We start from the raw sequence: 16,893 nt of genomic DNA, 5'->3' as shown, positions 1-16,893 counted from the left end.
GGCAACCCCTATTCCATTTGTGTATTGGACGCAGCGGCAAGCTGGGCCACATAGTCCTTAAACACGCGGCCGCGCTCCTCGTAGCCCGAGAACTCATCAAACGAAGAGCAGGCGGGCGACAGTAAGATCACATCGCCGCGGCTCGAGAGCGAACGGGCAACGTCCACGGCATCGCGCAGGTCGTCGGCCTGGGCGATATCGACATCGCCGTCGACATCCGCTTCGTCCATAGCGGCGGTAAAGCGCTCGCGTGCGTCACCAAAGCAGACCACCGAGCGAACGTTATCCATCACAACGCGGGCAAAGGACTCAAGTGGTGTACCCTTATCGTGACCGCCGAGCAGCAAAATCACATCGTCATCGGGAAACGCCGTCAGGGCCTTTTCGACCGCATCGGTGTTCGTTGCCTTGGAATCGTTGACGTAGCGCACGCCATCGATCTCGCCACAGGGCTCAACGCGGTGCTCCAGCGGCTGGAACGAGGCCAGGCCGCGACACACACCGTCGACATCGGCGCCAACAGTCAGAGCCGCCGTGGCAGCACACAGGGCATTGATTACATTGTGATGGCCCGAAATCTTAAGCTCGGACGTATCGACGAGCGTGGTCTCGACGCCCTTCAGGCGAACGACCATCTTGCCATCGCGCACAAATGCGGCATCCTCGCCCGCAGGTTCGTCAAAAGCAACTTTGCAGATGCGGCGGCCCGGAACATAGATGTACTCATCGAACTCGTGGATGCCGGCATCCTCGACGTCAACAATCACCAGGTCATCGTCGACCATATTCTCGAAGAGCTTAATCTTGGCGAGTGCATAGTTCTTATGGCTCTTATGCCAGCCCAGATGGTCGGGGGTAATGTTGAGTAGCACCGCCACACGGGGGTGAAGCTCCTGGGTCGTTGCAATCTGATAGCTCGAAAGCTCCGCCACAAACCACTCGTTATGCGCGCGGCCATCAATCTCGTTCACCGGAGGCTCACCGATATTGCCGACAGCAACGCTCGCCTCGCCCGCCGACTTGAGCAGAAAATCGGTCAGCGACGTGGTAGTCGTCTTGCCGTTGGTGCCCGTAATGGCAATCCAATTTTGGGGAGACAGGCGGTAGGCAAACTCGGGCTCACCCATAATCTGAGCAGCGTGATCGCGGCCAGCCTTAAAGAATGCCGAGAACTCCGAGATGCCCGGACACGTCACGCATACATCAAACGCGCCCTCGACCTGCTCGGTTCCGTAGACAAACGATGCCCCGTGCGCCTCGAGCGAGCGCGTGGCATCGTTGGGCTCGGACGTGCCGCCACCGTAAACGGTAACCGCACTCACGCGCTCGGGATGCGCAAGCGCCCAGCGAGCGACATCAAGACCGGACTTACCCTGGCCCAAAACGAGCAGGCTAAAGACATCAGCAAGAGGCATGAAAGACCACTATCCCAACTGGAAGAACAAAGCGAGACCCAAGGCTCCGAAGGCCGCGGCGACGATCCAAAAACGGATGACGACCTTGGTCTCGGCCCAGCCCTTCTTTTCGAAATGATGATGAATGGGCGCCATGAGAAAGACGCGCTTGTGTGTAAAGTGGAAGTAGACGACCTGGATCATGACCGACAAGGTCTCGACGATAAACAGACCGCCGATGATGAGGGAAACGACCTCGGTATTGGTGATGATGGAGGTGCAGGCAAAAGCGGCGCCCAGCGCCAGTGAGCCGGTATCACCCATAAAAATGCTCGCCGGATAGCAGTTGAACCACAAAAAGCCCAGGCAGGCACCGGCACACGCCGTGCAGAAGATGGACAGGTTCACATCGCCGTGCAAAAACGCCATGGCAGCCATGGCCAGCATAGCGATCATGGAGGTACCACCGGCAAGGCCGTCCAAGCCATCGGTGAGGTTTACGGCGTTGGAAAGGCCCGCGATCATCAGCCAGCAAAAGACAAGGTAGAGCCACGGGAAAGATAGGCCGCAAATGGTGGCCGAAAGCACGCCGAGGTCGATCGACAAACCACCGGGGAAACGAATCTCGGGGGCAACACCACACCAGTTGACGGCAAGCACGGTAAAGGTAACGCAGATGAGAGTAAGGCCGATCATCTTGGCGTGAGGCGTCAGGCCGAGCGAGCGGCCGTGCGTGACAGAAGTCAGGTCGTCGATAAGGCCAAGAACGCCGGTTGCCAGCGTGGCGAGCAGCACAAGCACGAGCTCGGTGGTAAGCTTGCCCATCAGAAGGCACGTCAGCGAAACGGCGACCAAGATGATGACGCCACCCATGGTGGGCGTGCCCTGCTTAATCAGGTGGCGCTTGGGGCCATCGGCGCGAACCTGCTGGCCGATGCCCTCGACCTTCAGGAGCTTAATCCACCACGGCATAAGCAGCATCGCGATGATAGCGGCGATACCCAATCCCAAAAAGGCCTGGTACGTAGGATACGAAGGATTGCCGAACATGGACTAGCACACACCTTCCACAAAGCGATCGAGCTCAACGAAGCGGGAGCCCTTGACCAGCACGACATCATGCTTCTCAAGTGCGCCGCCCATACGGTCGAGCACCTGCTGATAGTCGGAGAACACCTGGATGCGGTCCTCATCCATACCCATCATGCGCGCGGCCTCGGCCATACGCTGGGCAAGCTCACCGCCGACACATGCGAGCATATCGAGCTTCTTGGCCGCCGCATAGGCGCCTACCAGCTCATGCATGCGAGGGGCCTCGTCGCCCATCTCGCCCATCTCTCCTAGAACGGCCATGCGCGAACCCGTGCACGAAAGCGAGCACAGCAGGTCGAGGCCCGCCGCCATCGATTCGGCACTGGCGTTATATGAGTCGTCGATGACACGAGCGCCGCTCTTGGCGCGCTTGATCTCCTGACGATGCCCGGTAATCGTAAGACCCCTAAAGGCGGTATCGATTTGCTCGGGCGTCACGCCAAGACGGTGGGCAACCGCTGCGGCCTTGACGGCATTGGGGACGGACTGCACGCCGGGAATGGCAAGCAGGGTGTCGATGGTCTCACCCAAGCCAAAATCGAGCGTAAAGACCGGGCGCCCCTCGTCGTCAATGCGAATGTCGCGCGCGCGGACCTCGTCGTCGTCCGAGACGCCCGCAAGCATCACGTCAATGCCCGCAGGCCCGGCGAAGGTATCACGGATGAACGGGGTAAAGTCATCCTCGCCACCCAAAACCAGCAACGGGAGAAGGTCGCCGGCGGCGCACATGCCGTCAACAATCTCCGACTTGGCACGAGCGATATTCTCGCGACTGCCCAGAATACCGATATGGGAGGTGCCAATCTTAGTCACGATGGCAAGGTTGGGATTGGCGGACTGAGACAGGCGCTCAATCTCGTGGAAATGGTTCATGCCCATCTCAAGCACCAGAACCTCGGTGTCGGCAGGTGCCGCCAGTACCGTGAGCGGCATACCGATCAGGTTGTTGTAGTTGCCCTTGGTAGCCCAAACGCGATAGCGCTTGGAGAGTACCGCGGCGAGCACGTCCTTGGTCGTCGTCTTGCCGATAGAGCCAGTAATGCCAATCACCAAGCAGCCAAGCTCCAAACGATAAGCGTGAGCCAGGCGCAGCAAAAACTCCTCGGGGTCATCGGTATGCAGGATGGCGCAGCCCTTCTCTTGGGCCAGCGAAAGCAGCTCGGCATCGGGCTCGCGCGTCATCACGACGGCGCCGGCACCCGACTCGATGGCACGGGAAGCAAAGTCGTTGCCGTCGACCTTTTCACCCGGGAAGGCGACGAATATCGCACCCTCCTCAACCTGGCGTGAGTCGATAACGCAACCGCGGCATACCCGATCGGCTTCTCCCGTCACGGTTCGGGCCCCTGTTACGGCCGCGAGGTTGTTGACGGCGATCTCTATCATTGCAGCTCCCCTGTAAACCTAATAATGCTATCGGCGTATTGTATCCCAGCGCCAACCATGCGTGGTGCAGGGCGTGTGAACACCCCGGATTAACTGGCTGGCCACTCCATAGATTGTAACCCCCTACTTGGTGCGCGGGATACCCAGCACGTCAAGCGCGTTGGCCATAATGGACTGGAACGGCACCGCGGCGGCATGCGAGCTAGCTGGGGTTCCGTCGAGGGTGATGTAGCACAGAACCTTGGGCGACTGCGCCGGGGCAAATCCCATAAAGGACGACATGTAATTATCTTTGAGGTAGCCGCCGTTCTCATCGGCGCGCTCGGCCGTACCGGTCTTGCCCGCCACGTCGTAACCGTCCACCGCACCGCCATCGCCCGTTCCCTCGGCAACGACTGTCTGCATACACGATGTCACCTGCGAGGCGGCCTCCTCGGAAATCGCGCGATCGCCCTCGCCCCAATCCTTTTCATCGCCCTTGCTGGACTTATAGAAGTGCGGCGTCATCATCACGCCGCCGTTGGCAATACCGCCCACGGCACGCGCGACCTCAATCGGCGACACGGACAGCGCCTGGCCAAAGCTCATCGCACCCAAGGTGGCACCATCATACTGATCACGTTTCTTGACAATACCCAAACTCTCGCCCGGAAAATCGACACCCGAGCTGTGTCCAATGCCCCATTTGTCCACGTAGGACGCAAAATCATCGGCACCAATCTTGCGCCCCACCAGGACAAAACCGACATTGGACGAACGACGCATCATCTCGCGTACGTCCATTGTCATGGCGTAATCACGTTTGTCGGCATCGGAAACGGTATCGCCGCCCACCTTGATGCTCGCCGGAACCTCGAACGATGTGCTCGTGCGTACAACACCCAAATCAAATCCGGCGCCCGCCACCAACGTCTTAAAGACCGAACCGGGCTCGTAGGCATCCGTCACCAGACGAAGGTTCATATCCTCGGTCTTGGCGTTTTCCAAATCGGTCTGGTCATAGGTCGGATACGAGCAAGCGGCCAGAATCTCTCCAGTCGTCGGGTCGGTCACCAGGGCCGAACCGTTTTTTGCCTTCGTCTTCTCAACCGCTTCGGCCAAGGCGTCTTCCGCCGCGCGCTGAATGTTGACGTCGATCGTCGTCACAATGTCCACGCCATCGACCGCGGCAACCTTTTTATAGGCACCGCCCGCGATATAGCCGCCATCTCTTGCGCGCTCGCGCACAAGAGAGCCATTCGTTCCAGTCAGAAGCTCATTGTATTGTTTTTCGAGTCCCGTCAGGCCAACGTTGTCCACATTCACGATGCCCAGCACCTGAGAAGCCAGGTTTCCATACGGGTAAACTCGTTTCATCGCCTGCTCAAAGAGCACACCGGGTAGATTCTTCTTCTCTAGGGCGGCAGCGTCATCCTCGTCAACCTGGCGCTTGATATACACCCAGGTACCATCAGACAGCACCAGCTTGCGGCAAGTTTTTTTATCGATACCGGTAGCCTTGACCAGCGCCGAAACCGTCTTGTCGACATCCTCGACCAGCTGAGGGTTCACGGCGACATTGCGGCATTCGACCGACGACGTCAGCACGTTGCCGTTGCGGTCGTAGATAGTGCCACGCTTGGCATAGAGCGTCTGTGCAAGCAGGCGGCGCGCGTCCGCACGCTCACGCAGCTTGCCAGCGTTCACGATCTGGTAGTCGGCAAGACGGAAGACGCCCGCGGCAAGGCCAACCCCAATAAAGCCCAGAACGACATCGCGGCGAGGCAACGACGTTCCCGTAACCCATTCAGACGACCCCTTGCGCGCGCCCGCATTGCGCACCCGAGGTCCACCCGAGCCGCGAAGACGCGACGCAGGGTCATTGCCATAGGACGGCCCCGCGTTGTAAGATGGCCGACCCGTTCCTTGATAACCAGAACGCCCCTGCGAGGAGGGACGTCCAGACCCGCGGTTCCCGTCGCGACCGCGGCGATAGTCATTTGTCATACTCAGCTACCGTCTAATTTAGTGAGCGGCCGCAGTCGAGCTAGCGCCCGCGGCTGCATCCTGCGAAAAGTCAAGCGTAACGCTCTCGCTGGGCTCCACCATGCCATAGGCGCCCGCAAGATCGCGAATGCGCGTGTCAGCACCATAGACCGAATGCATGACCTCGAGGTCAGAGCTCTCGTCGGTCGCCTTCTCGAGCGTGCTGGTAAGCTCGGCGTTGCCGTTGAGCACCTGGGCCGTAACACCGGCAAGTGCCACGCGCGCGACACCGATCGTCATGAAAATAGCCGCAATGATGCAAACCGTTTTAAGAACGCTCATGAAAACCGGGCTTACCGCCTGGTTTGCCTGACGGCCCGCGCCCGTGTAGACATCAAAACGCGGCGTGCGCTGCTCACGAGGGGCAGCGGGCGCCTGCGGTGCCTCGCGGTAGGCGGGCATGGCGTTCATATCATAGGCGAGTGCTGCGTTTGAGGTGTTATAGCCCATGATATGCCGCCTCCCATCCCGAGTACGTTGGTAGTGTGTTTAAGCTTCGTTTGTGGTGCGAGCGGGAGGTCCAATTTCGCGGGGTCGCGCCTACAGACGCTGCGCCACGCGGATCTTGGCTGATCTCGCCCGAGGGTTGCGCGCAACCTCATCGGGTTGGGCAACCAAGGGTTTGCGGGTGATGACCTTGAGTATCGGCACGTTGCCACACACGCACACCGGAATCTCCGGCGGACACGTGCACCCCTGGCTCATCTCCTTAAAGTGGTTCTTTACGATACGGTCCTCGAGCGAGTGATACGAGATGACGCAGATGCGTCCACCCGGGTTGAGCCACCTTGTGGCGGCGTCAAGCCCTCGCTCGAGCACATCGAGTTCGTGATTGACCTCGATGCGAATGGCCTGGAAACTTTTCTTGGCTGGGTGTCCGCCATGCCGACGAGCGGCAGCGGGGATACCAGCCTTGATGATCTCGACAAACTGACCGGTGGTTTCGATCGGCTCATGCTCGCGGCGGCGCACGATCTCACGCGCGATCTGCGAGGCGAACTTCTCTTCGCCATAGACGCGTAGAATCCGGGCGAGGTCGTGTTCGTTATAGGTGTTGATGACCTCAGCTGCGTTTAAGGTGTTGTTACCCGGATCCATCCGCATGTCCAATGGGGCGTCCTCGTTGTACGAAAAGCCCCTGCCAGGGATATCGAGTTGCGGCGACGAAACGCCCAAGTCGAACAGGAAGCCATCGACCCCGGGCACCTCGGCCGAGCAAAGCAGCTCGTCCAAGTCGCCGAAGTTGCCCTTCAGCAGCTGGTGCGGTACGCCGGGAACCTCGCGGTCCAGACGGGCGCCAGCGGCCTCGAGGGCCATGTCGTCCTGATCGACGCCGAGCAAAAGGCCGGTCTCCCCCACCTGCGCGGCCATCTTTACCGAATGGCCGGCACCGCCAAGGGTGCAGTCGCAGACGACGGAACCGCTCTTTAGCTGCAGCGACTCAAGCACTTCGTCGAGCATGACAGGTTCATGCCGATATTCTTGTGTCAAGATCCCACGCTCCATCCGTTACTCGTGCCTTGCCCTTACGAGAAGAAGAGGTCCAGCAGGGCCTCGTCATCATCGTCCTCATCGGCCGTAGCGCGGTCCCAAACCTCAAGGTGGTCGTAGTTGCCCACAACCGTGACCTCGCGGTCGAGGTTCGCCTGCTTGCGGAGAGACTCAGAAAGACCGATACGACCCGCGCTGTCCACATCCATCGACGTGGTGCGCTTGTTGATCGCCCTCATGAGCTTCTGGTCGTTGATGTCACGCGGGTTAAAACCCTCGTGGCCCTCACGACCCGCGAAGAGTCCTTCGACCCACTTATCGAAGGCCTCGGCAGAGAACACGTACAGAGCATCGACATCCAGGGCTTTAAACACGCGAACGTGCTCTCCAAGCTCCTCACGAAGGGGTGCAGGCAGGGATAGACGACCTTTTGCATCGAGATTGCGCTCGTATGCACCCGTCATTCCCATGTGCGCCCTCCCCTCGGTTACTCAGATGGCACGTACGCGGGGAACCACCCCGCCTGTCGACGTCATCAATAATATGGGGAACCGCCCCATTTTTCAACACCTTTCCCCACCCCTTCCCCCACCCCACCCCACCACTACACCCCCAATATGTTGTAAAACACCCCCGAGCATATGTTCGAAAACACAATATGTTGTGTTTGCAGCAAAGGCGGGATGCCACCTGTAGAACCACGCCCGCGAACCTCAACCTTCAAGTTGACCTTGAGGCGATTTTTACGTCCCTTTACACACCGTTCACATCGCCCCCAAACTCCCCCACCCACGGTACACACGGCCCACCAACGCGTCGGTGTCTGGCGAAAAATGGGACGGGCCCCAGATTGCCCATGTGCGCAAAAGTGCGTCTCGGCAATCTGGGGCCCGTCCCCTTTAACATTTATAAATATGCAGGTCAGCGAGGTGCTAGCGATGTGCCAACGGATGCGCCGCCAGATAGACCTCGGTCAGTTGCGTGCGGTCGACATGCGTGTAGACCTGCGTGGTCGAAATATCGGCATGGCCCAAAATCTCCTGCAGCACACGCAGGTCGGCACCGCCCGCGAGCATGTGGGTGGCAAAGGAGTGGCGCAGGGTGTGGGGATGGAGCCCAATCAGCCCCACCTGGCGCCCATACCGCTCGCATATCGCATGCACGGCCTGGCGCGACAGGCGACGTCCGTTCTTATTTAAAAAGACCGCCGAGGTCTCCGTCCCGTGAGCATGGGCGGCCAGGAGCGTGCGCCCGTCACCTATATAGTGTGCCAAGGCACGAGCCGCGCTTCCCACCAACGGGGCCAGACGCTCCTTGGAGCCCTTACCGCGCACCAGGACAAACCCGTCATCGATATGGATATCGCCCACATCGAGCCCAACCAGCTCACTCACGCGCAAGCCGCAACCGTAAAGCACTTCCAAGATGGCGTGATCGCGCAGTCCCATCTCGCCCTCGGGAAAGTCTTGATCGAGCAGTGCCGAGACGTCCTCCACCGAAAGGTATTCCGGCAGGCGATCTGCCTTTTTGGGCAGGCGCAACGCCGCCGTCGGGTTTTGGGCCACGGCCCCATCGCACACCAAAAAGGCATGCAGGCCCTTCACGGCAGCAAGCGTGCGCTCCACCGAGGCGTCGGAATAGCCTCCGTCGCGGCGATCGGCAACAAAGCCCTCCACGACCTGACGGGTCACCTCTTCAAAAGACGCAACGTCAGCCCGCTCCAGATAGGCGCAGTACGTCGTCAGGTCACGACGATAGGCCGCAATCGTGTTGCGCGCCAAGCCCCGCTCGACCGCGAGGTAATCGAGATACTCCCCCGCCGCCACGGCGAGCGACGAGGGAGTAGCTTCGGTATGTTCCTTATTCGCCGGCACCCTTAGTCCGTAGCGAGGTTCTTGGGCGTCACCTGCAAGCGATCGACGCCCTCATGCTGGCCGATCGAGGCGCGCACGAACTCGCGGAACAGCGGCTGCGGGTTGGTCGGGCGGCTCTTGAACTCGGGATGAGCCTGGGTTGCCACATACCACGGATGCACGTCGCGCGGCAGCTCGACCATCTCGACCAGGCGCTCGTCGGGCGAAAGACCCGAGATAACCAGACCAGCGCCCTCGAGCTGGTCACGGAAGGCGTTGTTGAACTCAAAGCGGTGACGGTGACGCTCGTAGACGAGCTCCTCGCCATATGCCTCGCGCGCGAGGGTATCGGCGGCAAGCTTGCACGGATAGGCGCCCAGACGCATGGTGCCGCCCTTCTCGGTCACGTCCTCCTGCGAGCTCATCAAGTCGATGACACTATACGGGCCATCCGGATCGAACTCGGAAGAGCTGGCGCCGGCAAGGCCGACCACGTTGCGGGCAAATTCGCACACGGCCACCTGCATACCCAGGCAAATGCCCAGATACGGAATCTTGTGCTCGCGGGCGAACTCGGCCGCGAGGATCTTGCCCTCCAGGGCGCGCTTGCCAAAGCCGCCAGGGACCAAGATGCCCGAGGCGTCACCCAGGACCTCGGAGACGTTCTGCTCATCGAGGCTCTCGCCATCGACCAGCTGCACGTCAACGTGGCGATCGTAGAACACACCCGCGTGGTGCAGGGCCTCGATAACCGACAGGTAGGCATCGGGCAGCTGCGTATACTTGCCCACGACGGCGATCTTCACCTTGTCGGCGTGCTGGTTGGCATGGTTCTGCTTGCGCAGGAACTCGTTCCACTGACTCATGTCGCGCTCACGCGGGTCAAGACCCAGACGCTCGCAAATGCGCAGGTCAAAGTCCTGCTCGGCGAGCAGCTGCGGAACATCGTAGATGCTCGCGCAGTCCTCGTTGGTAAAGACACAGTCGGTGTCGACGTCGCAGAAGCTTGCAATCTTGCCGCGGATGGCGTCGTCGATATGGTGATCGGAGCGCAGGACGATAATATCGGGCTGGATACCAAAGCTGCGGAGCTCCTTGACGGAGTGCTGCGTCGGTTTGGTCTTGACCTCGTGGGCGGCGGCGATATAGGGAACGAGCGAAACGTGGATGTAGCAGACGTTCTCGGGGCCGGCCTCCTTGCGATACTGACGGATGGCCTCGACAAACGGCTGCGACTCGATGTCGCCGATGGTGCCGCCCAACTCAGTGATGACCACGTCGGAGCCGGTCTGCTCCTCAATACGACGGAACTTATCCTTAATGGCGTTCGTGACGTGCGGAATCACCTGCACGGTGCCGCCCAAAAAGTCACCGCGACGTTCACGGGCGATCAGGCTCTTATAGATGGCACCAGTCGTAAAGTTGGAATCGCGGGTCAGGTTCTCGTCAATAAAGCGCTCGTAGTGGCCCAGGTCCAGATCGGACTCGTAGCCGTCCTCGGTCACAAAGACCTCGCCATGCTGGAACGGGCTCATGGTGCCGGGGTCGACGTTCAGATACGGGTCGGCCTTTTGCATCGTCACCTTGTACCCGCGCGACTTGAGCAGACGGCCCAGCGAGGCCGCGGTAATACCCTTGCCCAGAGACGAAACCACGCCACCGGTTACGAACACATGCTTGGTCATATTGAGTTACCTGCGCTTCCCGTAGAAGTTGTCCATACACATCTTACGGGTCTTCATTGTAATACTCGCGACGCGCGCCGCACGCAATTTTTCTTACGCGCAATCGCATTTCTCCATCTCGAAACAAAACGCCGTCCGGTTGCCCAGGCGGCGTCGTTTCCACTATGAATGCGCGCCGTTATCGATCGGCGACTTCGTCCTTGATCAAGTCCTGCACGAGTATGCCGGCACGGATGCCCTCTAGATACCATTCGCCACGCTCCGTGAGACAAATACCATTTGCGAGCTGGCCGCCGTCGTCGCTGTAGCGCGAGACGACCTCAATGATGTCTTCGGATTCCAAGCGTTCAATTGCCGCGCGGGCGCGATACGGAGACACCCCCACACGCTCGGCAAGCGTCTTGCGCGAAAAGCCATAAAATCCGCCGTTGTCTTCGGACTGCTGTGCGATCTCCATCAGCACCTGCACCTCGACGCGCTTCATATCGTTGACACTCGCACGACCCTTGCCAGCCATGGCAGCCTCCTCAAACCGAGCACGGGCATCACCTGCACCGTGCGCGACCGGCACACCCCATGATGGCCGGCAACATCCATCATGCGGCATCCCCGCAAAAGGATGAAACAATTAGGGTTATTGTATACCGCCCAAATTGCTTATAGGCAGGTAAGCGGGCTATTTTTAGGTTAAACGGTAGCTTTGTTGATAAAAGGGGCGCACCGAATGCATACCCGATGTGCCCCTTTCAGACCAATTTATCCAGGCTTAGCGGTGGAAGAAACCACGGCGCTCGAACTTGGGCTCACAGCACACGTTGATGCCCAGCTTGCGCAACACCGTCTCGTCCGTCGGCGAGATGATTACGCTAAAGAAGGCATCGCAGCCGCGCAGCTGCTCCAGGCCCGAAAGGACGCGGGCCGCCGTCTCGCTCGTTGCCGAGGTGATCGAGAGCGCCATAAGCGTCTCGTCAGTGTGCAGGCGCGGGTTCTTGCTACCCAGGAAATGCGTCTTGAGCTTGCTGATAGGCTCGATCGCCTCATCACTAATGACCTCGAGCTCAAGGTCAACGCCCGAGACATGCTTAAGTGCATTCATGATGAGCGAGCTCGCGGCGCCCAGGCGCGTGGAAGTCTTGCCGGTCACCACGGAGCCATCGGGCATGACCATGGCGCCTACGGGGCCACCCGTCAGCTGCTCCCTGGTAAGGGCGGCCGAGCGTGCCGGCGAGTAATTCTTGTCGATACCAGCCTTCTTCATAATGATCTTGAGACGGTCGACTTGCTCATCGCCCACGCCGGTACGGCGCACATTTTCGACCGCGGTAAAGTAGCGGCGGACGATCTCCATCTTGGAAGCGTCGCGGCAGGCATCGTCATCGGTGATGGCAAAGCCGACCATATTGACGCCCATGTCCGTGGGGCTCTGGTAGGGGCTCTTGCCCAGGATCTTTTCCATCAGGGCACGGACCACCGGGAAGGCCTCGACGTCGCGGTTGTAGTTGACCGTAGTCTTGTTATAGGCCTCCAAGTGGAAGGAGTCGATGATATTCGCATCGTCGAGGTCGGCCGTGGCGGCCTCATAGGCGATGTTGACCGGATGCGTGAGGGGAAGGTTCCAGACCGGGAAAGTCTCGAACTTGGCGTAGCCGGCGGCGGTGCCGTGCTTGTGCTCGTGATAGAGCTGAGACAGGCAGGTGGCGAGCTTGCCCGAGCCGGGGCCGGGGGCGGTGACCACGACGAGCGGACGAGTGGTCTCGACAAACTCGTTCTTGCCATAGCCGTCGTCGGACACGATCAGGTCGACGTCGTGCGGATAGCCCTCGATGGGATAGTGCAGCTTGGCAGGAATGCCGAGCGCGTTCAGGCGATTGCGGAAGACGTCAGCGGCGGGCTGGCCTGCATACTGGGTGATAACCACGGCCGCGACAGCAAAACCATTGCCGCGGAACAGGTCGACCAGGCGCAAGACGTCCTCGTCATAGGTAATACCCAGGTCACCGCGAGCCTTGTTCTTCTCGATGTGGTTCGCGTTAATGGCGATGATGACCTCGACGTCGTCGGCAATGCTCTTGAGCATGCGAAACTTGCTGTCCGGCTCAAAACCCGGCAGCACGCGACTCGCATGATAGTCGTCAAACAGCTTGCCGCCAAACTCCAAATACAGCTTGCCGCCAAACTGCGAGATGCGCTCCTTAATATGAGCGGCCTGCAGCTCGATATACTTCGCGTTGTCGAAACCCTGGCGCATGTATGGCTCCCGTCCCGTTTCCATTTAATGTTCTAGGCGATTATAACGGAGCCCGCCCTCCCCGATACCCAGACCATCAACAGGCACCAACCAAACACGCCCACCGCAACCACCGGGGACCCGGGGTAGCTAATTTGGAGCAGGGAACAAGTCACTCCGCACCAACAATGGAAACGTCACAGGCAGAGCCAAAGCCAGCAAACGTGCACCGGAGCGAGCAAGCTGCCTCCTGCCTGCAACAATGGCAGCGCCGCAGGTTGAGCATAAGTCAGCGAGCGCCGTCCAGGACGTACAATTTGTCATTCAAAAGGCAAGGCATAGACCTTCTGGTCATGCCTTGCCTTTTGAATGACAAATTGTCGTTCTGGGCGGCGCGCAGCGTCGACTGGTTGCGCGGTTCGTAGAACCGCGCAACATGAGAGCGCCCCCTCCCGCGCACGGAACGGGAGGGGGCTAAAGGTAGGAGTCTACCGGTGGGTTGACCCCACCGGACAGACGATGACCAGGTGATCCTTTACAGGATCGTCAAGGTTTCCGTGGGGTACCCGTTGGGTACTTAGAGCAGCACGCAGGCGACGGTCAGGATGACGGCGCAGACGGCGGAGAGAGCGACGATGAGCTTAAGGGCAAACTTGAGCCAGGTCGTCCACTCGATCTTGGCCAGGGCGAGACCGCCCATGATGGCACCGGAGGTCGGGGTGAACAGGTTCACGACACCGATAGCAGCGGAGAAGATCATGACCATGACCTCGGGCGAGAAGCCGAGCTTAACAGCCAGCGGTCCCATGATGGGCATGGAGACGGTAGCCATACCAGAGGTCGAGGGGATCAGGAAGGACAGGCCGAAGTAGACCAGGAAGCTCATGGGAGCGAAGATCACGCCGGACAGGCCAGCCAGAGCATTGGCGGCAGCGTCGAGGACGTAGACGTCGAGGCCGGTGTTAGCCATGAGGACGGAGATACCACGGGCGAGGGCGATGACGAGAACAACGGACATCATGTCGGCAGCGCCGGTGATGAAGGTGTTAACGATCTGCTTCTCGGACAGGCCACCGATGATACCGATCAGGACGGCCATGAGGAAGAACCAGGTGGAAGCCTCGTCGAAGTACCACTGGCCAATGGGCAGGCCGGTGATCAGGGCAGACCAGCCCTGGACGACGGCGTTACCGTCGGCGTCGTAGACGGCGCCAGCGTCGAAGAAGTTGGCGACGCCCTCGTTGAGGTCGGCCAGCGGAATGAAGCCGACGATCATGACGACGAAGGTGAAGGCGAAGGCAATCAGAACACCCTTCTGACGACCGGTGAGCTTGACCTCCTTGTGGACCTCGGAAGCAGCCTTGCCGTGAGCCTCTTCGGCGTCCTTGAGCTCCTGCATCGACAGGATGGTGGAACCCTTGTCAGCCTTGACCTTCTTGGCATAGTTCATCACGAAGAAGATGGACATAGCGGTAGTGACAATCCACAGGACGGCACCGAGGCCGATGATGATGGACTGGTTGACCTCAATGCCAACGCCGGTCAGAGCGTCGACGGCAGCGCCGACGGCGAACGGGTTAACCGTGGAGCCCAGGCAGCCGCAGCCAGCGCCGAGCAGGACGGTAGCGGCACCGACCATGGGGTCGAAGCCAGCGGCCATCATGGTAGCGGCGAGCAGGGCGTAGAAGGGAACGGTCTCCTCGCACATACCATAGGTGGTACCACCGAGGGAGAAGATGAGCATCAGCACGGGAATGAGCATAATCTCGTTGCCCTTAAGCTTCTGCACCAGAACGGCAATGCCGTTGTCCAGGGCGCCGGTCTCGGTCATCATGCCGAGGAAGCCGCCCAGGATCATAACGAAGAGGCAGACGGGCAGAGCGTCAGCGAAGCCCAGGATCGGGGCGGTGCAGAAATCGCTCAGACGGGCTGCGGTAACCGCGCCACCGGACGTACCGGAGACGATAACGGTAATCACTGCGACAATTGCCAGCAGAGCAAGAAGAATGGTGAACGATGAAGGCATACCGCGCTTTTTCTTAGCGGTCTCAGTCATAGTTCTCATCCCCCCTTCATAAATCATTTACTGATCTCGCCCGAAGCGGCTCTTCCGTGCCGTGCCTGCCGCTTGATGCGAGATTATTACCAGATAAAACCGCTCGGGGTGTGCAGCAATACACCCCGAGCGAGATGCTAGATGCTCTTACTTGAGCGTGGCGTACATGACAGCCTTGATGGTGTGCATGCGGTTCTCAGCCTCGTCGAAGACCTTGGAAGCGGGGCTCTCGAAGACCTCGTCGGTGACCTCCTGCTCGGTGATGCCGAACTGCTCGCACTTCTCGGCGCCAATGGTGGTGTTGGTGTCGTGGAAGCTGGGCAGGCAGTGCAGGAAGATGGCACCCGGGTTGGCCATAGCCATGACGTCGGAGGTGACACGATACGGGGTGAGCTGAGCGATGCGCTCGGCCCAGACCTCGTCGGGCTCGCCCATGGAGACCCACACGTCGGTGTAGATAACGTCGGCACCGGTGACGCCGTCCTTGACGTCGGTGGTCAGCTTGATGGTGCAGCCATTGGCCTCGGCGATGGGCTTGCAGGCCTCGATGACGTCGTCAGCGGGCATGCACTCCTCGGGGCCGCAGGCCACGAAGTTCATACCGAGCTTGGAGCAGACAACCATGAGGGAGCGAGCGACGTTGTTCTTGCAGTCGCCCATGAAGACGAGGGTCTTGCCCTTGATGTCGTAGTTGAAGTTCTCCTGGACGGTCAGGATGTCGGCGAGCATCTGGGTGGGGTGCCACTCGGTGGTCAGGCCGTTCCACACGGGCACGCCGGACTTGGCAGCGAGCTCCTCGACGTCGTCCTGGGCAAAGCCACGGAACTCGATGCCGTCATACATGCGGCCGAGAACGCGGGCGGTGTCCTCGATGGACTCCTTCTTGCCCATCTGCGACGAACCGGGATCGAGGTAGGTGACGCCCATGCCCAGATCCATGCCGCCGACCTCGAAGGCGCAGCGGGTACGAGTGGAAGTCTTCTGGAAGAGCAGAACGATGTTCTTACCCTCGAGATAGCGGTGCGGAACGCCAGCGCGCTTCATGTCCTTGAAGTTCTTGGAGAGCTTGAGCAGGTACTCGATCTCCTCGGTGGTGAGGTCGAGGAGCTTGAGGAAGCTACGGCCGGAGAGGTTAACACCCATGGTTTGTTTCCTTTCGAAGAAATGAATTACATAAGTAATTAGTGTAGCCCGTTTGACAGGCGAAACCGGTGCGGTTGTAGGGGGACCGCACCGGAAACGGAAAGACTTAGAGGTCCTCGCGCCAGAAGGGCATGCTCATGCAGCGCGGGCCGCCGCGGCCGCGGGAGAGCTCGGCGGAGGGCACGACGAGAAGGTCCAGGCCCTCCTTGTACAGCACGTCGTTGGTGACGGTGTTGCGGGCGTAGACGCAGATCTTGCCGGGCTCGACGCACAGGGTGTTGGAGCCGTCGTTCCACTGCTCGCGGGAGGCCGCGATCGGGTCGCCGCCGCCGCAGGGGATCAGCTTGACCTGGTCGACGCCGGTGGCGTCCTCCAGGACGTGCTCGAGGGTGTCCTCGATCAGGCGGATGTTCACGTCGCCCGGGTTCTTGCCGGCGGTCAGCTCGTAGACGCGCAGGGTGCCCATGATGGCGGGGTGGATCGTGAACTTATCGACGTCGATCTGGGTGAAGACCGTGTCGAGGTGCATGAAGGCGCGCGA

14 protein-coding genes are annotated in these 16,893 nt (G+C 60.0%); all 14 read right to left on the bottom strand.

The features are described 5' to 3' along the window. Positions 1–8: 8 nt before the first annotated feature. Positions 9–1,415: a UDP-N-acetylmuramoyl-L-alanine--D-glutamate ligase gene (gene murD, locus HMPREF9463_RS06645; protein ID WP_035137956.1), complete on the bottom strand. Its 1,407-nt coding sequence runs from the start codon at positions 1,413–1,415 to the stop codon at positions 9–11. Between the two features lie 9 nt (positions 1,416–1,424). Further along, a complete protein-coding gene (gene mraY / locus HMPREF9463_RS06640; protein WP_035137955.1) occupies positions 1,425–2,444 on the bottom strand; it encodes a phospho-N-acetylmuramoyl-pentapeptide-transferase in 1,020 nt (339 codons plus the stop codon). 3 nt (positions 2,445–2,447) lie between these two features. Then, complete coding sequence (gene murF / locus HMPREF9463_RS06635; protein ID WP_035137954.1) at positions 2,448–3,872, bottom strand: UDP-N-acetylmuramoyl-tripeptide--D-alanyl-D-alanine ligase; 1,425 nt, start codon at positions 3,870–3,872, stop codon at positions 2,448–2,450. 123 nt (positions 3,873–3,995) lie between these two features. Beyond that, a complete protein-coding gene (locus HMPREF9463_RS06630; RefSeq protein WP_232219768.1) occupies positions 3,996–5,639 on the bottom strand; it encodes a peptidoglycan D,D-transpeptidase FtsI family protein in 1,644 nt (547 codons plus the stop codon). 237 nt (positions 5,640–5,876) lie between these two features. Beyond that, positions 5,877–6,347: a hypothetical protein gene (locus tag HMPREF9463_RS06625; protein WP_035137953.1), complete on the bottom strand. Its 471-nt coding sequence runs from the start codon at positions 6,345–6,347 to the stop codon at positions 5,877–5,879. 90 nt (positions 6,348–6,437) lie between these two features. Further along, positions 6,438–7,403 carry a 16S rRNA (cytosine(1402)-N(4))-methyltransferase RsmH gene (gene rsmH, locus HMPREF9463_RS06620; RefSeq protein WP_084591821.1) on the bottom strand — a complete coding sequence of 322 codons (966 nt, stop codon included), beginning with the start codon at positions 7,401–7,403 and terminating at the stop codon, positions 6,438–6,440. Between the two features lie 20 nt (positions 7,404–7,423). Then, positions 7,424–7,858 carry a division/cell wall cluster transcriptional repressor MraZ gene (locus HMPREF9463_RS06615; RefSeq protein WP_035137949.1) on the bottom strand — a complete coding sequence of 145 codons (435 nt, stop codon included), beginning with the start codon at positions 7,856–7,858 and terminating at the stop codon, positions 7,424–7,426. A 462-nt stretch (positions 7,859–8,320) separates the two neighbouring features. Further along, on the bottom strand, positions 8,321–9,262 hold the full coding sequence (gene xerD, locus HMPREF9463_RS06610) for a site-specific tyrosine recombinase XerD (RefSeq protein WP_198019944.1): 942 nt from the start codon (positions 9,260–9,262) through the stop codon (positions 8,321–8,323). Between the two features lie 2 nt (positions 9,263–9,264). Further along, positions 9,265–10,926 (bottom strand): CTP synthase, encoded by a 1,662-nt coding sequence (locus HMPREF9463_RS06605; RefSeq protein ID WP_035137945.1) that lies wholly within the window; start codon positions 10,924–10,926, stop codon positions 9,265–9,267. A 178-nt stretch (positions 10,927–11,104) separates the two neighbouring features. Continuing rightward, the gene (locus HMPREF9463_RS06600) at positions 11,105–11,443 is read right to left on the bottom strand and encodes a helix-turn-helix domain-containing protein (protein WP_035137943.1); all 339 of its coding nucleotides are present in this window, start codon (positions 11,441–11,443) and stop codon (positions 11,105–11,107) included. Positions 11,444–11,692: 249 nt separating this feature from the next. Next, entirely contained in the window at positions 11,693–13,174 is a 1,482-nt protein-coding gene (locus tag HMPREF9463_RS06595) for a DUF1846 domain-containing protein (protein ID WP_006234276.1), read from the bottom strand. 556 nt (positions 13,175–13,730) lie between these two features. Further along, entirely contained in the window at positions 13,731–15,218 is a 1,488-nt protein-coding gene (locus tag HMPREF9463_RS06590; RefSeq protein ID WP_369796801.1) for a YfcC family protein, read from the bottom strand. Between the two features lie 138 nt (positions 15,219–15,356). Further along, a complete protein-coding gene (gene argF / locus HMPREF9463_RS06585) occupies positions 15,357–16,352 on the bottom strand; it encodes an ornithine carbamoyltransferase (protein WP_035137940.1) in 996 nt (331 codons plus the stop codon). Positions 16,353–16,458: 106 nt separating this feature from the next. Continuing rightward, positions 16,459–16,893, bottom strand: a 435-nt coding sequence (locus tag HMPREF9463_RS06580) for an arginine deiminase family protein (RefSeq protein WP_035137939.1), incomplete at its 5' end; no start/stop codon positions are given.

This window comes from Collinsella sp. 4_8_47FAA, assembly GCF_000763055.1.
GTDB lineage: Bacteria > Actinomycetota > Coriobacteriia > Coriobacteriales > Coriobacteriaceae > Collinsella.
The sequence above is the reverse complement of the archived record's forward strand: the minus strand, read 5'-3'. Positions and strand labels throughout refer to the sequence as shown.

Coding starts and splice junctions, on each gene's coding strand:
- murD (WP_035137956.1), bottom strand. CDS start 1,415: ATGCCTCTTGCTGATGTCTTTAGCCTGCTCGTTTTGGGCCAGGGTAAG.
- mraY (WP_035137955.1), bottom strand. CDS start 2,444: ATGTTCGGCAATCCTTCGTATCCTACGTACCAGGCCTTTTTGGGATTG.
- murF (WP_035137954.1), bottom strand. CDS start 3,872: ATGATAGAGATCGCCGTCAACAACCTCGCGGCCGTAACAGGGGCCCGA.
- HMPREF9463_RS06625 (WP_035137953.1), bottom strand. CDS start 6,347: ATGGGCTATAACACCTCAAACGCAGCACTCGCCTATGATATGAACGCC.
- rsmH (WP_084591821.1), bottom strand. CDS start 7,403: ATGGAGCGTGGGATCTTGACACAAGAATATCGGCATGAACCTGTCATG.
- HMPREF9463_RS06615 (WP_035137949.1), bottom strand. CDS start 7,858: ATGGGAATGACGGGTGCATACGAGCGCAATCTCGATGCAAAAGGTCGT.
- HMPREF9463_RS06605 (WP_035137945.1), bottom strand. CDS start 10,926: ATGACCAAGCATGTGTTCGTAACCGGTGGCGTGGTTTCGTCTCTGGGC.
- HMPREF9463_RS06600 (WP_035137943.1), bottom strand. CDS start 11,443: ATGGCTGGCAAGGGTCGTGCGAGTGTCAACGATATGAAGCGCGTCGAG.
- HMPREF9463_RS06595 (WP_006234276.1), bottom strand. CDS start 13,174: ATGCGCCAGGGTTTCGACAACGCGAAGTATATCGAGCTGCAGGCCGCT.
- HMPREF9463_RS06590 (WP_369796801.1), bottom strand. CDS start 15,218: ATGAGAACTATGACTGAGACCGCTAAGAAAAAGCGCGGTATGCCTTCA.
- argF (WP_035137940.1), bottom strand. CDS start 16,352: ATGGGTGTTAACCTCTCCGGCCGTAGCTTCCTCAAGCTCCTCGACCTC.